The organism is Bradyrhizobium sp. USDA 3315, assembly GCF_054056795.1.
The window spans coordinates 1,365,474-1,387,294 of sequence record NZ_JBSRYP010000001.1 but is presented as its reverse complement, the minus strand read 5'-3'; the positions used below and the strand labels follow the sequence as shown (position 1 = coordinate 1,387,294).

At 65.6% G+C, this 21,821-nt stretch carries 12 protein-coding genes; 5 read left to right on the top strand and 7 right to left on the bottom strand.

Features of this window, described 5'->3' with window-relative positions; all coding sequences use genetic code 11:
- Positions 1-272 precede the first annotated feature (272 nt).
- From ACVIYL_RS06440 to ACVIYL_RS06420, 5 genes are all read left to right on the top strand, one after another.
- Complete coding sequence (locus ACVIYL_RS06440; protein ID WP_456778032.1) at positions 273-7,784, top strand: Ig-like domain-containing protein; 7,512 nt, start codon at positions 273-275, stop codon at positions 7,782-7,784.
- A gap of 158 nt (positions 7,785-7,942) precedes the next feature.
- Positions 7,943-9,148, top strand: a complete 1,206-nt coding sequence (locus ACVIYL_RS06435; RefSeq protein ID WP_253606127.1) for an ABC transporter substrate-binding protein — start codon at positions 7,943-7,945, stop codon at positions 9,146-9,148.
- 131 nt (positions 9,149-9,279) lie between these two features.
- Positions 9,280-10,074: an enoyl-CoA hydratase gene (locus ACVIYL_RS06430; protein ID WP_456778031.1), complete on the top strand. Its 795-nt coding sequence runs from the start codon at positions 9,280-9,282 to the stop codon at positions 10,072-10,074.
- 3 nt (positions 10,075-10,077) lie between these two features.
- Positions 10,078-10,833: a VOC family protein gene (locus ACVIYL_RS06425; protein WP_092083163.1), complete on the top strand. Its 756-nt coding sequence runs from the start codon at positions 10,078-10,080 to the stop codon at positions 10,831-10,833.
- A gap of 301 nt (positions 10,834-11,134) precedes the next feature.
- Entirely contained in the window at positions 11,135-13,246 is a 2,112-nt protein-coding gene (locus ACVIYL_RS06420) for an acetate--CoA ligase family protein (RefSeq protein ID WP_456778030.1), read from the top strand.
- A gap of 167 nt (positions 13,247-13,413) precedes the next feature.
- Here ACVIYL_RS06420 and ACVIYL_RS06415 read toward each other — a convergent pair whose 3' ends face one another.
- The 7 genes from ACVIYL_RS06415 to ACVIYL_RS06385 all read right to left on the bottom strand — a co-directional run bounded on the left by ACVIYL_RS06415 (position 13,414) and on the right by ACVIYL_RS06385 (position 21,742).
- Positions 13,414-14,214, bottom strand: coding sequence for an enoyl-CoA hydratase/isomerase family protein (locus ACVIYL_RS06415; RefSeq protein ID WP_456778029.1), 801 nt, complete (start codon positions 14,212-14,214; stop codon positions 13,414-13,416).
- 40 nt (positions 14,215-14,254) lie between these two features.
- Positions 14,255-15,415 (bottom strand): acyl-CoA dehydrogenase family protein, encoded by a 1,161-nt coding sequence (locus ACVIYL_RS06410; protein WP_018269158.1) that lies wholly within the window; start codon positions 15,413-15,415, stop codon positions 14,255-14,257.
- 30 nt (positions 15,416-15,445) lie between these two features.
- Positions 15,446-16,513 (bottom strand): acyl-CoA dehydrogenase family protein, encoded by a 1,068-nt coding sequence (locus ACVIYL_RS06405; RefSeq protein WP_057020166.1) that lies wholly within the window; start codon positions 16,511-16,513, stop codon positions 15,446-15,448.
- A 230-nt stretch (positions 16,514-16,743) separates the two neighbouring features.
- Positions 16,744-17,595, bottom strand: coding sequence for an IclR family transcriptional regulator (locus ACVIYL_RS06400; RefSeq protein WP_057020165.1), 852 nt, complete (start codon positions 17,593-17,595; stop codon positions 16,744-16,746).
- A 2-nt stretch (positions 17,596-17,597) separates the two neighbouring features.
- Positions 17,598-18,731: an NADH:flavin oxidoreductase/NADH oxidase gene (locus tag ACVIYL_RS06395; protein ID WP_253606134.1), complete on the bottom strand. Its 1,134-nt coding sequence runs from the start codon at positions 18,729-18,731 to the stop codon at positions 17,598-17,600.
- A 59-nt stretch (positions 18,732-18,790) separates the two neighbouring features.
- A complete protein-coding gene (locus ACVIYL_RS06390; protein ID WP_456778028.1) occupies positions 18,791-20,008 on the bottom strand; it encodes an ABC transporter substrate-binding protein in 1,218 nt (405 codons plus the stop codon).
- 15 nt (positions 20,009-20,023) lie between these two features.
- A complete protein-coding gene (locus tag ACVIYL_RS06385) occupies positions 20,024-21,742 on the bottom strand; it encodes an AMP-binding protein (protein WP_456778027.1) in 1,719 nt (572 codons plus the stop codon).
- Between the last annotated feature and the right edge of the window lie 79 nt (positions 21,743-21,821).

Below are 21,821 nucleotides of genomic sequence, written 5' to 3'. Positions count from 1 at the left end.
CGCGTGCACAGGAGAAATTGGTGTTTCACATCAATGCGTGCCTGTCGCGAGACGAACTCGTCTTCAGCGGCCCTTGTCGTGACGAAAATTGCCGTCCGATCGTGCGCCGGGCGGCTCTCACACGCGTCAACCTTACCCATTCATGATCTCAACTCCGTGCGCGGAATGAGAATTCGTTATTGTTGCCAATGACTTGCGACGCAAGGTAACTATTCGGCAATTTTTTGAAAGGCGGCCGATCGCGGTCGCTCGCGCATATTGCCGAGGTCCTTGTGTCGAACCCAGTTGTTCTCACGCTGACGACCAGCGATCCGCTGCACGATTATCTCCAGCTCTACAACGCGATCTCGGCGATCAGCGTCGGCGGTGGACTCGCCGCGGCCAACACCGATTACGTGATCAACTTCTCGCTCTCGTCCGGCGCGCGCACGCTGCAATTGCTGGACGATCTGCCGGCCATCAATCTGATGAACGGCTCGACGCTGACCTTCGACGGCAACTCCGACTACAACAATCAACTCGGCGGCCAGGACTACAGCGACGTCATCGACGCGCGCGGCTATCAAGGCTTTGTCGTCACATCAGGCACGGTGACGTTCAAGAACCTCACGATCGTCAACGCGGTTGCGAGCGGCGGCAATGGTGGGGTCGGCGGTGGCGGCGCGGGCCTCGGCGGCGGCCTGTTCGTCGGACAGAACGCCAATGTCACGCTGAACAACGTCAATTTCGGCAGCAACACGTCTAAGGGCGGCGATGGCGGCGTGGTCGATCCGGCCGGCGGCGGCGGCGGTGGTGGCGGCATCGGTGCCGATGGCGGCAGCGGCAATGGTGGCGGCGGCGGTGGCGGCGGCTTCGGCGGCCAGGACTATTACGGCTATCACGGCAATGGCGGCAGCGGTTACAGCGAGGCAGGCTCCGACAGCCAGCATCCCTCGACCGGGGCGCAGACCGCGGGCGGCACGCCGGCGACGATCGAAGGTGCGGCGGGCGGCGGACAGGGCGCCGACAATTACGGCGGTTCAGGCTACGGCGCACATGCCGGCGGTGGCGCGAGCGGCGGCGGTGGTGGCGGCGGTGTCGGTGGTGGCGGCGGCGGTATCGGCGGCGCCAACTCGGTGGGCGGCGGCCCCTCGGGCACCCTGATCGGCTTCGGCGGCGCCGGCGGCATGGGCGGCGGTGGCGGCGGCGGCATTTATGGCGGCGGCAATGGTGGTTTCGCCGGCGGTGGCGGCGGCTCCGGCAACGGCAGCGGATACGCGCATACCGGCGGCAATGGCGGCTTCGGCGGTGGCGGCGGCGGTTCGAACGGCACGCCCGGCACCGGCGGCTTCGGCGCGGGCAGCGGCTCGCTCGCCGGCGGCGGAGGCGGCGGCCTTGGCGCCGGCGGCGACATCTTCGTTCAGCAAGGCGGAACGCTGACCGTCATCGGCGGCACCTTGATGGATGCCACCGAGACCGGCGGCACCGGCGCCAACGGTGCCGGCAACGGCTCCGCCTATGGCGACATCTTCATCCAGGGCACGATGGTGGTCACGCCGACGCACGCCGTTTCCACGGTCTTCGAGGGATTGCAGACCGTCACCACGCTGACGATCGGCGACAGCATCGCCGATGAGCGGGGCATCAGCGGCAGCGGCACCACTGGCAAGCTGGTCGTCTCCGGCGGCGGTACGCTGACATTGACGGGTGCGAGCACCTATGTCGGCGGTACGCAGATCGATGCCGGCAACACTCTCTCGATCACGGCCGACAACAACATCGGCGGTTCGGCCGGTGCGCTGATCCTCAACGGCGGCACGCTGACCACGACCGGCGGCTACACTTTCACGCACGATATTCAGCTCACCGCCAATGGCGGCACCTTCGACATATCGTCCGGCACGATCGCGGACACCGGCTCGATCAGCGGCTCCGGTACGTTCATGCTGTCCGGCGCCGGCACGTTGCAGCTCGGGATGGGTCAGCTCGCGGGGCTGACCGGGACGTTCGGTCTGAGCAGCGCGCATCTGTCGCTGACATCGAGCGGCACTTTCGACGACACGCTCTCGGTCACCGGCAATTCGATCCTGTCGATCGCGAACGGCAAGACCGTGTCCGACACGGCCCTCGTCACCGGCAGCGGCAATCTCGGCGTCGACGGCGGCGGTACGCTCGTGCTTGGCCATGCCGCCAATACCTATGGAAGCACGACGATCTATTCGGGCACGGTGTGGCTCACCGCGGCCGGCGCCGCCGGAACCGGCAACATCTCGTTCACGACCGGCATCGCCGGCACGCTGAAGATCGACAACGCCGCGCTGAGCGGCAATGCGTTCGCCAACACGATCGCGAACTTCAATCCCGGCCAGCTCATCGACCTGACCGGGCTGCAGTACAACACCCAGAATCCGTCGCTCAACACGGTCAGCCTGTCCGGCAACACGCTCTCGATCTCGAACGGCACCACGACCGATACGCTGACCCTTGCCGGCGTCGGCGCCGGGACCAGTTTTCAGCTCTCGCAGGATGCCAACGGCGGAACGATCGTGCAGGTCGTCTCGACCCGCGTCTTCAACGTCTCCAACGTCGCCGAGCTCAATGCGGCCATCCTGCAGATGGATTCCGGCGGGCAGAACGCCGCGCCGAATGCCAACTACACAATCAACATCACTGCGAACTTCAGCCTGACGTCGGAGCTGTACGCGCTCAATCTCTTGAGCGGATCGAGCGTCACGATCAATGGCAGCGACGGCCACGGCGGCACGCATACGATCGACGGCCTCAACGCCCAGCGCGGCTTCTTCGTCTATGCGGGCAACGTCAATCTCGAGAACCTGACCATCCAGAACACGGTGGCCGCAGGCGGCGGTGTCGTTCGCGGCGGCGGCGGTGGCGGCGCCGGGCTCGGCGGCGCGCTGTTCGTCTCGTCGAACGGCAGCGCCACCATCGACAACGTCACCTTCCACAACAGCGCCGCGATCGGCGGCAACGGCGGTGCCGGCGGCACTGGCAGTATCAGCTCCGGCTACGGCTTCGGCGGCGGCGGCGGGATGGGCGGACGCGGCGGAAGCAGCGGCGGCGGGGGGATCGGCCTCGGCGCTCAGGGCGCGGATGATGATCTCTTTAGAAGCGGTTCGCCCGGCATTATCCCCAACACCGCTGGGGGCGGCAAAGGGAGCGACGGTTACCTGGTCTCGATCGGGGGCGGGACCGAGCTTTACTGGTATGGCGGAGCAGGCGGCGCCAACGGTGGAGGCGGTGGCGCGGCGGGGTGGATCGGCAGCGGCGTCCGCGCACCCTACGGTCCGGGTGGCGGTGTCGGCGGCGGCAACGGGGCTGGTGGCGGCAATGGCGGCTTCGGCGGCGGCGGCGGCGATGGCGGCAACGGCGGCTTCGGCGGTGGCGGCGGCTACAATGGCGACGGCGGCTTCGGTGGCGGCGGTGGCATCGGCGGTGTCGGCGGCTTTGGCGGCGGCAATGGCGGCACCAATGGCAACGGCGCGCCGGGTGGCGGTGGCGGCCTTGGCGCGGGCGGCGACGTCTTCGTTCAGCAAGGCGGTTCGCTGACCATCAAGAGCGGCTCGCTCTCCAATGATTCCGGCTTCAGCGCCGTCAAGGGCGGCACCAATGGCATCGGCCAGGCCAGCGGCTCGGGTTTCGGCTCCGGCATCTTCATCCAGGGCAACAACAATCTCAGCTTCACGCCGGCCAGCGGCCAGACGCTGACGGTTGCCAACGACATCGCGGACCAGAGCGGCAATGGCGGCACCGGTGCCAATGCGGGCATTGGGGGCCTCGCCATCAGCGGCGGCGGCACCGTCATCCTCGGCGGCAACAACACCTACACCGGCAACACCACGGTCAGCGGCGCCGGCACAAGGGTGTCGATCTCCGCCAACGTGAATCTCGGCGCGGTCACCAATGTGCTGAAGCTGGGCGACGGCACCGGCATCAGCTTCACCGACGGCTTCACGCAGACCCGCAACATCACCGTCGCGGGCGATCCGGTCTTCAATGTCGCGGCCGGCGAAACCGTTACCCAGAGCGGCGTGATCTCCGACGGCGCGACGCCTGGTGATGTCGAGGTGACCGGCGGCGGGCGGCTTGTGCTGTCGGCGCACAACACCTATTCCGGCGGCACCGTCATCAAGGGCTCGATCCTCGAGCTGGCGGCGAGCGGTGCGGCGGGAACCGGCGCGATCGCCTTCACCGACGGCAGCACCGAAAAACTCGTGCTCGATGCTGCGGCATTCTCCGGCACCTCGTTTGGCACGTCGATCACCGGCCTTTCCGGCGGCGACACCATCGACTTCGGCAACATCGCCTATGACGCCACGGCGACGCTGTCCTATGCGAACGGCGTGCTCTTGGTGAAGAGCGGTAGCGGCACGACGCTCGCCTCGCTGAACCTGAGTTTTGGCGCCGGCGCCTCGGCCGGCTCGCTGATGCTGGCGTCCGACGGCTCGGCCTCTCCGCATCTCGAGATCCGGTCACAGGCGAGCATCGCCTCGATCACTTCCGACACCACCGATCATCTCACGATCCTGAACGCCGGCAAGGTCGTGACCATCACCGTCAACTTCAGCAACACGGTGAACGTGACCGGCGCGCCGGAGTTGCTGCTCAATGACGGCAAGGCCGCGACCTATCTCAGCGGCAGCGGCTCGCAGGCGCTGGTGTTCAGCTACACGGTGCAGGACGGCGACAGCACGTCCGATCTTCAGGTGCAGAGCCTCTCGCTCAACGGCGGCACGATCAAGGATCCCGGCGGTCAGGACGCCGACGTGACCCATGCGGCGACCGACCTGCATCTTGTGATCGACGCGATCGCGCCGACCGTATCGGTTGCGGCGAGTTCGACCGCGCTGCTGGCCGGGCAGACCTCGACCGTCACCTTCACCTTCTCCGAGGCGGTCACCGGCTTTGCGCTGACGGACACGACGGTGAGCGGCGGCGCGCTGAGCAACCTCGTGCATGTCGGCGTCAACGCCGCGCACCAGGACATCTACACGGCAACCTTCACACCCGACGTGACCAACGCCGAGGCGGGCTCGGTGCAGGTCAACGCGTCAAGCTATACCGACAGCGCCGGAAACGCCGGCGCGGCAAGCAGCGCGATCACCTTCACCGGTGATACCAAGGCGCCGACGGTGGCGGTTGCAGCCGATCACACCACGCTGGTTGCCGGCGATAGCGCGGTTGTCACGTTCACCTTCTCCGAGGCCGTCAGCGGCTTTGCATTGGGTGATGTCACCGTCCAGGGCGGTACGCTAGGCAATCTCACCCATGTCGGCGTCGATGGCTCCGGCCACGACGTCTACACCGCGACCTTCACGCCCGATGTGACCAACACCGAGGCAGGCTCGGTGCAGGTCAATGCGTCAAGCTATAGCGACGTTGCCGGCAATTCCGGCTCGTCGAGCAACACGATCAGCTTCACCGGCGACACCAAGGCGCCGACCGTGTCGGTTTCAGCTGACCATGGTACGCTGCTTGCCGGTCAGACCGCGGTCGTGACCTTCACCTTCTCCGAGGCCGTCGCGGGCTTTGGGCTCGGCGATGTCAGCGTCAGCGGCGGCGCGCTGGGCAGCCTTGTCCATGTCGGCGTCAACGGCGCCGGCCAGGACATCTACACCGCGAACTTCACGCCCGACGTGACCAACGCCGAGGCAGGCTCGGTGCAGGTCAATGCATCGAGCTATAGCGACACGGCCGGCAACGCCGGCGCTGCCAGCAACGCCATCAACTTCACCGGTGACACGCTGGCGCCGACGGTCTCCGTCACGCTCAATCCCGACACGGTGCTGGCCGGCGACCTCTCCGTCGCGACCTTCACCTTCTCGGAGACCGTGTCGGGCTTCGCCCTTGGCGACATCACCGTCCATGGCGGCGCGCTGAGCAATCTCGTGCATGTCGGGCTCAACGGTGCTGGGCAGGACGTCTACACCGCGACCTTCACGCCCGATGTCAGCGACACCGAGACCGGCTCGGTGAAGGTGAATGCGTCCGGTTACAGCGATGTGGCCGGCAATGCCGGCGCGGCAAGCAACACCGCGACGATCGGCGGCGATACGCTGGCGCCGACGGTGTCGATCGCGGCTGACCGTAACGCGCTGCTGGCGGGCCAAACCGCGCTGGTGACGTTCACGTTCTCCGAACAAATCGCGAGCTTCGCGCTCGGTGACGTCACGGTACACGGCGGGGCGTTGGGCAATCTGGTCCATGTCGGCGTCAACGCATCGGGCGAGGACGTCTACACGGCAATTTTCACGCCGGACGAAAGCAACACTGAAGCCGGTTCGGTGCAGGTCATCGCCGCGAGCTATATGGATATTGCCGGCAATACCGGTGCGGCGAGCGGCACCATCAGCTTCACTGGCGATACCAGGGCGCCGACGGTGTCGGTTGCCGCGAGCCCGAGCACGGTGCTTTCGGGCCAGACTTCGGTTGTCACCTTCACCTTCTCCGAGCAGGTCGCGGGCTTTGCGCTCAGCGATACCGTCGTCGCCGGCGGCACGGTGACCAATCTGGTCCATGTCGGGCTCAACGTGTCGGGGCAGGACGTCTACACCGCGATCTTCACGCCCGATATCAACGACGTCGTGGCGGGTTCGATCCGGGTCACGGCCGCAAGCTATGCCGACGTATCAGGCAGTGCCGGCGCGGCGAGCAATACCGCGACGATCGGTGGCGACACGCATCCGCCGACGGTATCGGTGGCGGCCGATCACACCCTGCTGCACGCCGGCGACACCGCGCTGATGACGTTCACCTTCTCCGAGGCGGTCGCAGGTTTCGGACTCGGCGACGTCACCATCCATGGCGGCCTGCTGGGCAGCCTCGTCCATGTCGGCATCACCGGCGCAGGTCACGATATCTACACCGCGACCTTCACGGCCGATGTCACCGACCATCTGTCGGCTGACCTTTCGGTTGCCGGGGCGAGCTACACCGACATCGCCGGCAATGCCGGCGGAGCGAGCAATGCGGTCAGCTTCACCGGCGACACCAAGGCGCCATCGGCGCCGACGCTGGCACTGCACCGCGACACCGGCGTCTCCAGCGCCGACCACATCACCAGCAATCCGCTGATCGATTACACCAAGTTCGATGCGGCCGACACGCTGCGCTACAAGGCCGACGGCGCGTCGGGCTTCTCCACGGCGGCGCCGGTCTTTACGACTGATGGTATGCACTCCGTCACGGTGCAGGAGGTCGACGCCGCCGGCAATGTCAGCGCATCCTCCAACCTGACCTTCACCCTCGACACCACGGCGCCTCATCTCACCGGAATCACGGCGACGCCCTCCGGTGGCGTCGCGACGCCGGGTTCGCTGGTCCAGCTGACGGTCGGCTTCAACGAGGCGGTCCACGTCAATGGCGGCACGCCGAGCCTGACGCTGAACGATGGCGGCACCGCAATCTACGACGCCGCGGCAACGGTGCTGCTCGGCGATTCCTCGAAGCTGGTGTTCGATCACATCGTGTCGTCGACCGATCGCGCCGGCTCGCTGGCGGTGACCAGCTTCGCCGCCAATGGCGCCGATGTCGTCGACCTGGCCGGCAATGCGGCCTCGCTTTCGGCGGTGTCCGCCGTGTTCGACGCCCTGCATATCAACGAGACCATCGTGCCGGCCTACACACTCGGCGCCATTACCCGGCCGGAATTGCATCTGGATCTCGGCGGTCGCATCATCATGGATGCAACGGCATCGGCATTCGCCGGACATTATGGCATGCAGTACCTGTTCCTCGGCCTGCCGGCGGGAACGCCCCATCAGACCGTTCCCGACTTTCATCTCTGATCGCAGCGCGGCCGGAAGCTCCGGCGCGGCGCCTCATTCCGCTTAGCGGAAAACAGATTGCTGCCGCTGCGGCTTGCTGCAGTGCAGGCCATGCGGCATGATCCGGCCCTCGAAACGGACCTGATGGAACGAAGTCCGCGCTGCAAGGGAGGATTGGAATGAGACGAGTTTTGGCCGGCGTGTTGGCCTGTGCGTTTGCGATCTCGGCGAATGCGTCGCTGGCGCAGGACAAGCCTCCGCTGAAGCTCGGCGGCATCCTCGATATGTCGAGCCTTTATGCCGACATCACCGGCTCGGGCAGCGAAACCGCCGCCAAGATGGCGGTGGAGGATTTCGGCGGCGAGGTGCTCGGCCGCAAGGTCGAGATCGTGGTCGGCGACCATCTCAACAAGGCCGACCTCTCCGCCAACATCGCCCGCGACATGATCGACAACCAGGGCGTCGAGATGATCTTCGACGTCGCGGCCTCCGCGACCGCGCTCGCCGCTGCCGAAATCGCCAAGGCGCGCAACAAGATCATCATGTTCAACGGTCCGGGCTCGATCCGCCTCTCCAACGAGGCCTGCGGCCCCTATACCGTGCACTACGTGTTCGACACCTTCGCGCAGGCCAATGTGACCGGCCTTGCCGCGGTGAAATCCGGTCTCGATACCTGGTTCTTCCTGACCGCGGACTACGCGTTCGGCCAGGACCTGGAAAAGGACACCAGCAACGTCGTGGTGAAGTCGGGCGGCAAGGTGCTCGGCAGCGTGCGGCATCCGATCAACACCTCGGATTTCTCGTCCTTCCTGCTGCAGGCGCAGGCCTCGAAGGCCAAGGTGATCGGCCTTGCCAATGCCGGCGGCGACACCATCAACGCGATCAAGCAGGCGGCGGAATTCGGCCTCACCAAGAGCGGCCAGAAACTGTCGCCGCTATTGGCCTTCGTCACCGACATCGACAGCGTCGGGCTCGAGACCGCGCAGGGCCTGTTGCTGGCGGAAGCCTTCTACTGGGATCTCAACGACGACAGCCGCGCCTTCACGAAGCGCTTCATGGAACGCACCAAGCGGGTGCCGACCTCGGCACAGGCCGGCGTCTATTCCTCGGTGACGCACTATCTCAAGGCGGTGAAGGCCGCCGGCACCACCGATGCGGCCGCCGTCATGAAGGTGATGAAGGAGACCCCGATCAACGACATGTTCACCAAGAACGGCAAGATCCGCGAGGATGGCCGTATGGTGCACGACATGTATTTGTTCGAGGTCAAGAAGCCGTCGGAATCGAAGGGCCGCTGGGACGACTACAAGCTGGTAGCGACCGTGCCGGGCGACCAGGCCTTCCAGCCGCTGTCGGAGTCGCGCTGCCCGCTGGTGAAGAAGTGACGAAGTGACGAAGTCACGCAGTCATCCCGGGGCGTGCGAAGCACGAACCCGGGATCTCGAGGTTCCGGGTCTGGTGCTTACGCACCATCCCGGAATGACGGATTCAAAATAACAACGAAAGGCAAAACGCCATGAGCGACAATCAGATGGTCCTCCAATCCCTCGACAAGGGCCTGCTCACGATCACCATGAACCGTCCCGATCGGCGCAACGCGCTCAATCCCGACATGACGCGCGGCCTCGTCGAGGCGGCGCGGCGCGCGCAGGACGATACCGAGGTGCGCGCGGTGCTGATCCGGGGCGCCGGCGGCACCTTCTGCGTCGGCGGCGACGTCAAGTCGATGGCGGAAGGCCGCGCCCCGCTGCCGTTCGAGGCCAAGATGGCCAACCTGCGCCGCGGCATGGAGGTCTCGCGCATCCTGCACCAGATGCCGAAGCCGGTGGTGGCGCAGCTCGACGGCGCCGCGGCCGGCGCCGGGCTTTCGATCGCGCTGTCCTGCGATCTCCGTATTGCCGGCGCCTCCTGCAAGATCACCACCGCTTTCGCCAAGGTCGGCTTCTCCGGCGACTACGGCGGCACCTACTTCCTGACCAAGATGCTCGGCAGCGCGAAAGCGCGCGAGCTCTACATGATGTCGCCGGTGCTGTCGGCGCAGGAAGCATACAATCTCGGCATGGTCTCCAAGGTGGTGCCTGATGCCGACGTCGAGGCCGAGACGTTGGAGCTGGCGCGGTCGCTGGCGCAGGGCCCGTCAGTGGCGCTCGGCTACATCAAGCGCAACATCAACAATGCCGAGACCATGACCCTCGAAGCCTGCTTCGACGGCGAGGCGATCCACCACACGCGTGCCGGCGAGACCACGGACCACAAGGAAGCGGCAAAAGCCTTCGTCGAGAAGCGCAAGCCCACCTTCCAGGGGCAGTAGACCATGGCCGAGTACATGCGGCTGCGGCAGATCTGCCTGGTGGCGCCGCAGCTTGCGCCCGTGATCGCGGACATCTCCGCGATCATGGGCCTCGACGTCTGCTATCGCGACGGCAACGTTGCGAAATACGGCCTCGAGAACGCGCTGCTGCCGGTCGATACCATCCTGCTCGAAGTCGTCGCGCCGTTCCAGCCGGGGCCGGGCACGGCGGCCGGGCGCTTCATCGAGAAGACCGGTGGCCGCGGGGGCTATATGGCGATCTTCGTTTGTGAGGATCCCGACGCGCGCGGCGCCAAGGCCAACGCGATGGGCGTGCGCACCGCGAACGTGATCACGCACGCGCCGTATCACGGCGTGCAGCTGCATCCGCGCGACTGCCGAGCCGCCTTTATCGAGTTCAACCACACCGACGACAGCGACGACGTGCTGGGGCCGTACCCGCCGGCTGGCCCCGACTGGCAGAAGTCGATCCGCAAGGACACGACTTTGGCGCTGACCGAGGTCGAGATGCAGAGCCCCGAGCCTGAGGCGTTGGCGGCGCATTGGGGCAGGATCATCGGCATTCCCGCCGATGGTACCGTGGTGAAGCTGCCGAACAGCACCTTCCGCTTCGTCAAGGGCGACAGCGAGATCATGAGCGGCTTGACGTTCAAGGTCGCCGACAAAGCGAAGGTGCTGGAAGCGGCGAAGGCGAGAGGCTGTGCGGTGAAGGGCGACGGGTTCCAGCTCTGCGGCGTGACGTTCAAGCTGACGGCGTGACGTCGTAGCCCGGATGGAGCAGAGCGAAATCCGGGACTGTGCTCTCCGCGGGTAGACCGGCCCCCGGATTGCGCTCCGTTGCATCTGGGCTACGCATCTTTCTCCCGTCATCCTGAGGAGCCGCGAAGCGGCGTTTCGAAGGATGCACGGCCCGGCTGGTGGCCATGCACCCTTCGAGGCTCTCTTCGATCGCACCTCAGGGTGACGGTGAACGATTGGTGCTTGCGGGGAGAGCGGTTGAGCCGGCGGCGGTGATCCAATATCGTCAAGAGCAACAACAACAATCGGGAACACGCTCCCCATGCCGCATCCGCTCGATACCTTCTTCGCCCCAAAAAGCATCGCGCTGATCGGCGCCTCGCGCGATCATGAGAAGATTCCCGGGCGGCTGCTCGCGATGCTGCGCAAGAACGGCTATCCCGGCGCGCTCTATCCGATCAATCCGAACTATGACGAGATCGACGGGCTGAAATGCTTCAAGTCGGTCGCCGAGATCGGCGCGCCGATCGATCTTGCCGTTATCGTCATTCCCGCGCGTGCGGTGCTGCCGGCGCTGGAGCAATGCGCGGCGGCCGGTGTGAAGAACGCGGTCATCATCTCGTCCGGCTTTGCCGAGGAAGGCGGCGACAGCGCTGACATGCAGGACGCGATCGTCGCGCTGGCGAAGCGAACCGGGATGCGGATCAGTGGGCCGAACGCGGAAGGGTTTTACAGCCAGGCGCAGAAGGTCGCCGCGACCTTCAGCCCGACCGTCGACGTCAAGCCGGAAGCGCCCGATCTGGTCGCCAGCAAGCGGCGGATCGGCATCGTCGCACAGAGCGGCGGCATCGGCTTTGCGATCTATCACCGCGCCAAGGCGCTCGGGGTTGCGCTCAGCTATGTCGTCAGCGCCGGCAATGAGAGCGATCTCGGCGCCGGCGAGTTCCTCGACTACATGGTGCAGGATGCCTCGACCGACGTGATCTTGCTGTTCATCGAGGGTATCCGCGACGTCGACAAGTTTTTGGCGGCGGCGAAGCGCGCGGCAGAGCTCAAAAAGCCCGTGATCGTCACCAAGGTCGGGCGCTCCGGCGCCGGCGAGCGCGCGGCGGCCTCGCACACCGCGAGCATGGCGGGTTGGTCGGCGGCCTATGATGCGGTGTTCGCGAAATACGGCTTCATCGTCTCCAACGACCTCGACGAGGCCGTGACCATTGCCGCGGTTCTGACTACCAATCCGCTGCCGAAGGGCGATCGCGTCGCGGTGCTGACGGTGTCCGGTGGCGCCGGCATTTGGGGCGCCGATACCGTCTCGATGCAGGGCCTGCGCGTGCCGGAGCTTTCAGCCGCGATCCAGAGCCAGATCAAGCAATGGATGCCGTCCTACGGAGCGGCGGGCAATCCGGTCGACGTGACCGCGCAGGGCGTGTCATCCGGCGGACTGCAGAAGAGCATCGAGCTGTTCGACACGTCTGATGAAGTGGACGCGACGCTGGTCGTGCTGTCGCTGTCGAGCGAGACGCGGATGCCGTTCAAGGAAGCCGAGCTGAAGCCGTTGATCGCCGCGCAGAACAAGCCGGTGGTGTTCTATTCCTACACGCTGCCGTCGCAATTCGCGCGGCAGGAACTGGCGAAGTCGGGCGTGGTGGTGCTGTCGGGGCTAACCCATGTCGGCGTCGCGATGCGGCGGCTGGCGGACTATGCCGCCTTCAAGCCCGCGCCGGAGATCTCGGCATCAGCGTCGCCGGCGCACGATCTCTCCATGCATCTCACGTCGAAGACGTTGTCGGAATATGACAGCAAATCGCTGCTGCGCGCGGCCGGCATTGCGCTGCCGGATGAGGTGCTGGTGACCGACCGCGACGGGCTCGACGCTGCGATCGAGCGCGCCGGATTTCCACTGGTCATGAAGATCCAGTCGCCCGCGATCGCGCACAAGAGCGAGGTCGGCGGCGTCCGCGTCAACATCGCCGCCAAGGGCGCGGCATTCACGGCCTATCGCGACATGCTGGAGACGGTGCAGAAGCAGCGGCCGGGCGCTGAAATCCAGGGCGTGCTGGTCGGGCCGATGGCCAGGAAGGGCGTCGAGATCATCGTCGGCACCATGACGGACGCGACCTTCGGGCCGATGGTGATGGTGGGGCTCGGCGGCATCACTACCGAACTGTTCAAGGACGTGGTCTATCGCCCCGCGCCGGTGAGCCCGGCTGAAGCGAGCACGATGCTTGAGACGCTGAAGGCCGCGCCGCTGCTGCACGGCTTCCGCGGCGCGCCGAAGGCCGATGTCGCGGCACTGGCGCGATTGATCTCGCAGATTTCGGTGCTGGCGGCGCAGCACGCGAACGAGATCGCCGAGATCGAGGTCAATCCGGTGTTGGTGCACCCGGAGGGGCAGGGCGTCACGATCGTCGATGCGCTGGTGGTGCCGAAATAACTCGGTGTCGTCCCGGCGAAGGCCGGGACCCATAACCACCGAAGTGAGTTGTAAGAGGAGCCGACGCCGCTTGTGCCCTTTCCACGGGCCGCGGCGTATAGGTCCCGGCTCCCGTGCGCAATTGCGCACTAGGCCGGGACGACCCGTGGAGAGAGCGGCGCTTGCAGCTACCGCCCCTTGAAGTTGGCGACGCGGCGCTCGGCGGTGGCCTTGACGCCTTCCTTGAAGTCTTCGGTCGCGCGCAGCTTGGTCTGCTCGGCGAGCTCATGGTTGGTCGCGGCGAGCACGCGGTCGGCGAGGTTGGCGCGCATGGTGGCGCGGGTCGAGACCAGGCCGAGCGGCGAGCATTCGGCGATCTCCTGCGCGAGTTTCATCGCTTCCGCCCGCACCTGATCCTGCGGCACCAGCACATTGGCGAGGCCCCAGCGATAGGCCTCTTCGCCGGTGACGCGGCGGCTGGTGTAGAACATCAGCTCGGCATTGTTCTTGCCGATCAGTTCCGGCAGCGTTGCGGTCAGGCCGAAGCCCGGATGGAAGCCGAGCTTGGTGAAGTTTGCCGCGAAGCGCGCCTCGGGACAGGCGACGCGGAAGTCGGCGGAGACGGCAAGGCCGAGGCCGCCGCCGATCGCGGCGCCATGGATCGCCGCGACGATCGGCTTCTTGTTGCGGAAGATGCGCACCGCCTGAACGTAGAGATGGTTGATCGGCAGGTTCGAGGCCGGATCGCTCTTGGCGCGTTCCTCCTGCTCCTGGCGGGCGGGATCACCGAAATTGGCGCCGGCGCAGAACGCCTTGCCCTGGGCTGCGAGCACCGAGGCGCGGATCTCGATATTGTTGTCGAACTCCTCCAGCGCGTCGGCGATCTGGTTGATCAGCGCGACGTCGAAGAAGTTCAGCGGGGGTTTTCGGATTTCGATCAGGCCGACATGGCCGTGGGTTTCGACGCCGATATCAGTGTACTTGGTCATGATCTGTCCTCGTTGAATTAGCGCAGGCGAGCCCGCGCGGCTAGCGCAGACCAAGTCCGCGGGCGATGATGCCGCGCAGCACTTCCGTGGTGCCGCCCTGGATCGTCAGCTTGGGCGCGGTCTTGATGGCGAAATCGAGCTGCTTTTCCAGCGTCTCGCGGTTGGTCGCGGTCTCCTCGACGAACGCGGCGAGATCGCGCACGCGATGAGGCAGCTGCTGCTCCCACACCGTGCCGATGTCCTTGACGATCGAGGCCTCCACCACCGGCTCCTTGCCGGCCTGCAGCATGCCGGCGACCGATACCGACATGCGGCGCATGGTGTGAACCTGCGCCACCAGGCGGCCGATGCCCTCGGCGCTGCGGGTGTCCGGGTTCTTGCCAACCGCGCGCACGAGCTCGGTGAGCACGTAATAGGTCTCGAGAAACCGCTCGGGACCACTTCGCTCATAGGCGAGCTCCGACGTCGCCTGCTTCCAGGCGCCATCGACCTCGCCCAGCACGTGATCGTCGGGCACGAAGTAGTCGGTGAACACGACCTCGTTGAACTCGAACTGGCCGGTGATCTGGCCGATCGGATTCACCTGGATGCCCGGCTGCTTCATCTTGACCAGGAACTGGGTCAGGCCGTGGCGGCGGTTTTCCTTGGTCGGCGGCGAGGTGCGGAAAATCGCGATCATGTAGTCGGCAATGTGCGCCGACGAGGTCCAGATCTTGGTGCCGTTGATCAGATAGCCGCCGTCGGTCTTGGTTGCACGGGTCTTCGCCGCGAACAAATCGGAGCCGGAGTTCGGTTCGCTCATGCCGATGGCGAAGCAGACCTCGCCGCGGCAGATGCGCGGCAGGATGTCCATCTTGATGTGCTCGGGCGCGTATTTCAGCAGCACCGGCCCGCTCTGGCGGTCGGCGACGAAGAAGCGCCGGGTCGGCGCGTTCGCCACCCGCATCTCCTCGGTCACCACATAACGCTCGAGGAACGAGCGCTCCTGGCCGCCGTATTTCTTCGGCCAGGTCATGCCGAGCCAGCCCTTGGCGCCGACGCGACGGGAGAATTCCGGCGCGTCATTGTCCTCGCGGTTCGGCGCGTGGGGATCGAAGGTGCCGGCGGCGATTTCCTCGGCGAGGAAGGCGCGCACCTCCTTGCGGAGCTGCTCGCATTTTTCCGGCAGGCGGATCGGATCGAAACGAAGGGCTGCAGTCATGATGTCCAGTCCTGATCTTTCTGCCTGATCTCAGCGCGAAGCCACCAGCGGCCACAATTCATCGGCGCCACGATTCGCGACGAGCTTGCCGAGCTCGACCGCCCAGTAGCTCTCCGAGCCGAAATCGTCGCGCCAGGCCAGCGCCCGCAGCGAATAGCGGTGCAGGATGTGCTCGATGGTGAAGCCGATCGCGCCATGCACCTGATGCGCGATGCCGCTGCCCTTCTCCGCCGCTTCCGAGCAGCGGACCTTGGCCGCTGCGGCTTCCAGGAACACCGCATCAGTGTCCAGCGACTTGGCGTTCACGATCGTGTCCGCCGCCGAGGTCGCAGCGGCCAGTGCCGCGGCGTTTTCGCCGGCGAGACGCGCGAGGTTGTGCTGCACCGCCTGGAATTTCGAGATTTTCTTCTCGAAGGCGATGCGCTCATTGGAATAGCGCACCGAGATGTCGAGCATCGCTTCCAGCGCGCCGGCGATCTGCAGGCTGCGCACCACGCCGCCCATCAGCATCAGCGTGGACTGGTCAAAACCCTTCGGCGCCGGCCTGGTCGTGACCGGCTGCACCTTGTCGAGCGTGACAATGTCGTTGTGATCGCCGCCGAGCCCGATGCCGGATTCGATCCGGCACTTCGCTGCATCGATCAGCGCGATCGACACGCCGCCATTGCCTTCAGCCAGCACCGCGAAATGTTTTGCGTCCTTGGCGAACGGCACGCCGCGGGCGCGGCCGGAGAGCGAGCCGTCGGCGTTGAGCGTCACGCGGTCCTTCGGGCTTGCCGGCAGCACGGTCATCTCGCCTTCGGGAGAGGCGATCCTGGCTTGCGTCAGCAGCCAGCCGGCCAGCATTGTTTCGGCCAGCGGAACAGCGATCGCATGCCGCCCAGCGACGTTGAGGACGCTGAATCCTTCGGCGAGGCTGGCGCCGGAACCGCCGAGATCGTCGGGCACCCAGGACAGCGGCAGGCCGGCTTCGGTCAGCGCCTGCCACAGCGGCGCCTTCCATGCGCCCTGCTTGTCGTGATTGATGGTTTGGGCATCCGCGAGATCGGCGAAAATCTTTTCCGCGGTCTCGGCGACGATGTTTTCACTCTCCGCCACAGCGTTCCTCGTGTTGATTGGCTCGGGCTGGCTGTTCGGCCATGCCCTGCTTGCGATGTTGTCTTGCGCTCAATGATGCGGAAAAGCCATAGCCGTGACAAGCGCTGCCCGCAGGGCCACTTGCGCGGATGGCATGAAGCCGGACTTGGCGCATGAATTCCGCATAGTGAACTTTCGATTGTCCCCGTTTGTATGCCACGCACACGCGCAAACCGGCCGCCGACATAAGTTCAGTCCGCCAGATGAAACTCGATTGCCTTCCGCATCAGGTCGGCGAACTCGGTCTCCTGGGTGACCAGCGCGTCGTTCAATCCGGCCACGCACAGCACCAGCGGTTCGTTCGATTCCGCAATCGGCGGCAGGTTCATGGCGACGGCGCCCGCGCCCGGCGTGACCAGGCCGAGCGAGAAGGCGTGCCCCTTGGCGCGGACCTTCTTCAGTTCAAGCAGCAGCGCCTTGATGTCGACCTGACGATCGGGCCGGCTCTCGTTGGCGTTGATCAGGCGCACCAGGCGGCGCACCTCCTTGTCCGGATAGGCCGACAGCAGCGCGTAACCCGACGCGGATCGCGCCAGCGGCCGCAGCGTTCCGGCCTTGACATACAGCCGCATCGGCAGCTTGGCCTGAATGATATGGACATACTGCGCGCTGAGCCCGTTGCGCACCGCGAGCATGATGGTCTCTCCGGTCCGCGCGGAGAGCTCTTCCATCAGATTGACCAGGCGTCCCTTCGTGAACAACGCCGGGCTCAGCCAGTGCCCCAGCATCGAGATCCGCGGCGTCGGGATATAGGTGCGGCGGCTGGTGTCATAGTGGAGATAGCCGAACGCCGTCATCGTCCGCATCAACGCCGAGGTGCTGGATTGCGGGAACTTGAGCGCGGCCGCGACTTCGATCGCGGAGGCGGCGCGCTGGTGCTCTTCGAAGAATTCGAGCACGTCGAACACGCGCCGCGCCGACTTGACTGCATTGTCCATCTTCGGCAGGTCGCGCGAGGTGTCGCCGGGGAAATCGGGGCCGTCGAAAGACCGCGCGCCGGCAGCCGCGCCGGCCTTCGCTACATCCTTCTTCGCCACCGGCATCGCTATCGTCCCTGCTGCGCCACCCGCCGCTTCAGCCACCAGCCATATTGCTCCGGCCAACTCGTCCACTCCGGATCGCATCCGAGCGCAAGTGCCGTCTGCGCGGGCCAGTTCGGATTCCACAGCAGTTCGCGGCCGAGTGCAATAAGCGTCGCCTTGCCGTCCCGCAAAATGGCTTCGGCGTAGTCCGGTTCGCGGATCAGCCCGACCGCCACCGTCGGCATGCCGACTTCCTTCTGGATGCGCTCGGCGAACGGCACCTGGAAGCCCGGGGTGCGCGACACCAGCGAATTGCCGCGCGGTAGCTTCATGCCGCCCGACGAGCAGTCCACCATGTCGATCCCGATCGCCTTCAGCTCCGCCGCAAACGCGATCGAGTCCTCGATCGACCAGCCGATGTCGACGCCGTCGACCGACGAGATGCGGACGAAGGCCGGCAGATGGCTGGGCCACTCCTCGCGCATGATCGCCGCGATCCGCAGCGGCAGGCGCATGCGGTTCTCGCGCGACCCGCCATACTCGTCGTTGCGGTTGTTCGCCAGCGGCGACAGGAACGAGTGCATCAGATAGCCGTGCGCGCAGTGCAGCTCGATGACGTCATAGCCGGCCGCCCTGGCGCGACGAAATGCCTGGCGATAGTCGTCCACCAGGGCATCGATCTGCTCTGAAGTCATCATCTGCGGTGCCGGCCAGCCGTCATCGAAGGGAATGCCGCTCGAGGCCGCGATCTGCCATGGGCCTTCGCCGCGTGCCTTGATGTCAGCTTCGCCGAGCGGGTTGCCGCCTTCCCACGGCCGCTGCGAGGAGCCTTTCCGGCCGCCATGTGCGATCTGGATCGCGGCCTTGGCGTTGAAGCTGTGGATCAGCGCGGCGAGGGCGGCGTGGTCCGCGATGTGCGCATCGTCCCAGATGCCGAGGCATCCATGGGTGATGCGCCCCTGGGTGTTCACCGAGCTCTGCTCGACGAACACGAGGCCGGCGCCGCCGGCGGCGAGCTTGCCGATATGCGCGGTGTGCCAATCGGTGGCGCGCCCCTCCCGCGCCGAATAGGTCGCCATCGGCGAGACCATGATCCGGTTCTTCAGTTCGAGATCGCGCAATTGCAGTGGGGTAAACAGCAGCGGCAGCTCAGTCATGGGATGTCCAGCCTTGCCTGTGGTTTCTTGCCTGTGACTTGCGAGTTTCGTCAGAGCGATCATTTCTTCAGCAGCGGACAGGCGCTCTCCTCCGGCGTCGCGAACGCCTCCTTGCCCGGGATCACCTGAACCAGCTTCTCGTAGTCCCAGGCACCCTTCGATTCGGCCGGCGACTTCACCTGCACGAGATACATGTCGTGGATCAGCTGGCCGTCCTCGCGCAGGAATGCGTTGCGGGCAAAGAAGTCATCGATCGGCATGTCCTTCATCTGCGCGATCACCTTGGGGCCGTCGTCGGTGCCGGATTTCTCCACCGCCTTGAGATAGTTCATGACCGCGGAATAGAGACCGGCCTGCACCATGGTCGGCCGCTTCTTGGTCCTGGCCATGAAGCGCGCGGCAAAGTCGCGGGTCTTGTCGTCGAGATCCCAATAGAAGGCGGTCGCGAGCTGCAGCCCCTGGGCGGCCTGCAAGCCGATCGCGTGGATGTCGCTGGTCTGCATCAGGAAGGCCGCGAGCTTCTGCGTGTGTGCCATCCCGAATTCCTGCGCCTGCCGGATCGAGTTGGCGAGATCGCCGCCGGTGTTGGCAAAGGCGATCACGTCAGCCTTCGAGCTCTGGGCCTGCAGCAGATAGGACGAGAAATCCATGCTGTTGAGCGGATGCCGCACCTCGCCGGCGATGCTGCCGCCGACCTTCTCCACGGTCCTGGCCGCGTCGTTGCGCAGGGCGTGGCCGAAGGCGTAGTCGACCGTGACGAAGTACCAGCTCTTCGCGCCCGACTTGGCCAGCGCCCGAACCGTGCTGTTGGCGAGCGCATAGGTGTTGTAGGTCCACTGCACCGAATTCGCCGAGCAGCCCTTTCCGGTCAGATCGGAGGAGCCGGCCGACGACACCAGCATCGCCTTGTTCTTCTGCTTGGTGAGCTCGAGCACGGCGAAGGCGACGGCGGAATTGGCGAAATCGACGATGACGTCGACATTCTCCTGCTCATACCAGCGCCGCGCGATGCCGGCGCCGATGTCCGCCTTGTTCTGATGGTCGGCATCGACCATCGCGATCGGCTTGCCCAGCACCTTGCCGCCGAAATCCGCGATCGCCATCCGGACCGCTTCGACCGCTCCGGGGCCGGCGGCGTCGGCGTAGAGTCCGGCCTGATCGGTCAGCACGCCGATCTTCACCGCGTCGTCGGAAATCTGCGCGTGGGATGGCGCGGCGGCGAAGGCGACTGAGAGGATTGCAGCGCTCGCGGCGATCCATCCGTATCTCGATGTCATTGTCCTTGGTTTCCTCTAGTTCGATTGCCTTATGGCGTTGATCTTGTCTTGCCGCAGGTCGATCATGCCCGGATGCGACTGCGGATCCCTGTCCGCGCCGAGCAGCACGTGCTTCTGGATCTTGTTGGTCGAGGTCAGCGGCAACTCGGCGACGAAAGCGATCCACGCCGGCAGCTTGAACGCCGCCAGGCGTTCGCGGCAGAAGTGGAAGATGTCCTGGGCGAGCTCGCGTGAAGCATCGGTGCCGTCGTTGCTCACGATGAAGGCCGCAACTTCCTCGTCGCGGATCGGATCGCGCGCGGCGATGACTGCGGCCTGCTTGACCTGAGGCGACGTCGTCAGCACGGCCTCGACCTCCGCCGCCGAGATGTTCTCGCCGGCGCGCCGGACCAGATGCTTCAGCCGGTCGACGAACACGAAGGCGCCGTCCTCGTGCTGCCAGGCGCTGTCGCCGGTGTGAAACCAGCCGCCGCGCCAGGCCTGCTCGGTGGCCTCGGGGTCCTTCAGATAGCCGTAGAAGAAGCCGCGCCGCGGCGTCGCTTCCGAATGGCGCACGCAGAGCTCACCGACTGCGCCAGCCGGCAGCGCATTGCCGTCGGCATCGAGGATGATCATTTCGAGGCCGGGCACGCTGCGGCCGATCGTGTTGGTCTCGAGATGGCGCGGCTCGACTGTGTTGAAGGGGCTGCGTCCGGTCTCCGTCATGCCCCAGCCCTCGACGAAGGGGACGCCGAAGCGTTCGCGAGCCCGCGCGCGCTGCTCGGGATTGGCGCCGACGCCCATCGAGAAGCGCAGCGCATGGGCTTTCTCGTCCGGCGTCTCCGGCTGCGCCAGCAGGGCCGCGACGATCACGCCGAGATAATGCAGCACGCTCGCCCGGCATGCGACGATATCGCGCCAGGCAAATTTCGCGTTGAAGCGTTCCGGCAGGATCAGGCAGCCGCCGGTCAGCATCATCGCGATCGGGGTCAGCGTCAGGCCGGCCATGTGAAATAGCGGCAGCGGGCTGTAGAGGCGCTCCGTTCCTGCATGGTATGTCGCCTCGCCGCCGTGGCTGACGTACCAGCGGCCGGTCGAGACCACGTATTCATTGGTCAGGATGCATCCCTTCGGACGCGCCGTCGTGCCTGACGTGTACAGCAGCGCGGCCTCGGTCTCGCTTCCCGGCTCGCCGGCGCGCGGTGCTGGCCGCCTGGCCTGCGGCACTTTCTCGACGCTGGCGCCGAGATCGTCACCGGAGACGGTGAGCAGCGGAACGTCGCCGGTCAGCGCCTTCTGCAATTCCTTCTGATCGGCCAGCGTGATGATCAGGTCGGGGTCGGCATGCGCGATCAGGTATTCGATTTCCGCCGCGCGATAGGCCGGGTTGATCGGAACGATCGAAACGCCGATGCCGTTGAGCGCCAGCCAGTGCACGATGAAATCGGGGCGATTCTCCAGCAGCAGGCAGGCGCGGTGGCCGTGGCCGAAGCCTGCTGCACGGTACTGATCGCGCAACGCGCAGACCTGCCGCGCGATGCCGCCATAGGACAGTTCGACGCCGTCGGGAAAGTATGCGCGGTCGGCACGCGCGGGAATGCAGAGAAAGGGTTTGAACGCTGCCGCATCGGATGTCGCAGCGAACGTGCTGAACACGGTGTACATCGTGGCGAAACTTCCCTTCGACGGCCGCTGATCGATGCCAACGATGCCGATCCGAAGGAGCCCGGGTGCTTCGTTGAGCGCATTTGTCATGCGATCGCGACGTTGCGCGGAAGCTATAAGGACGAATAATATGCTGTCAAATCCATTATGAGTTTTCATAAAACTCATA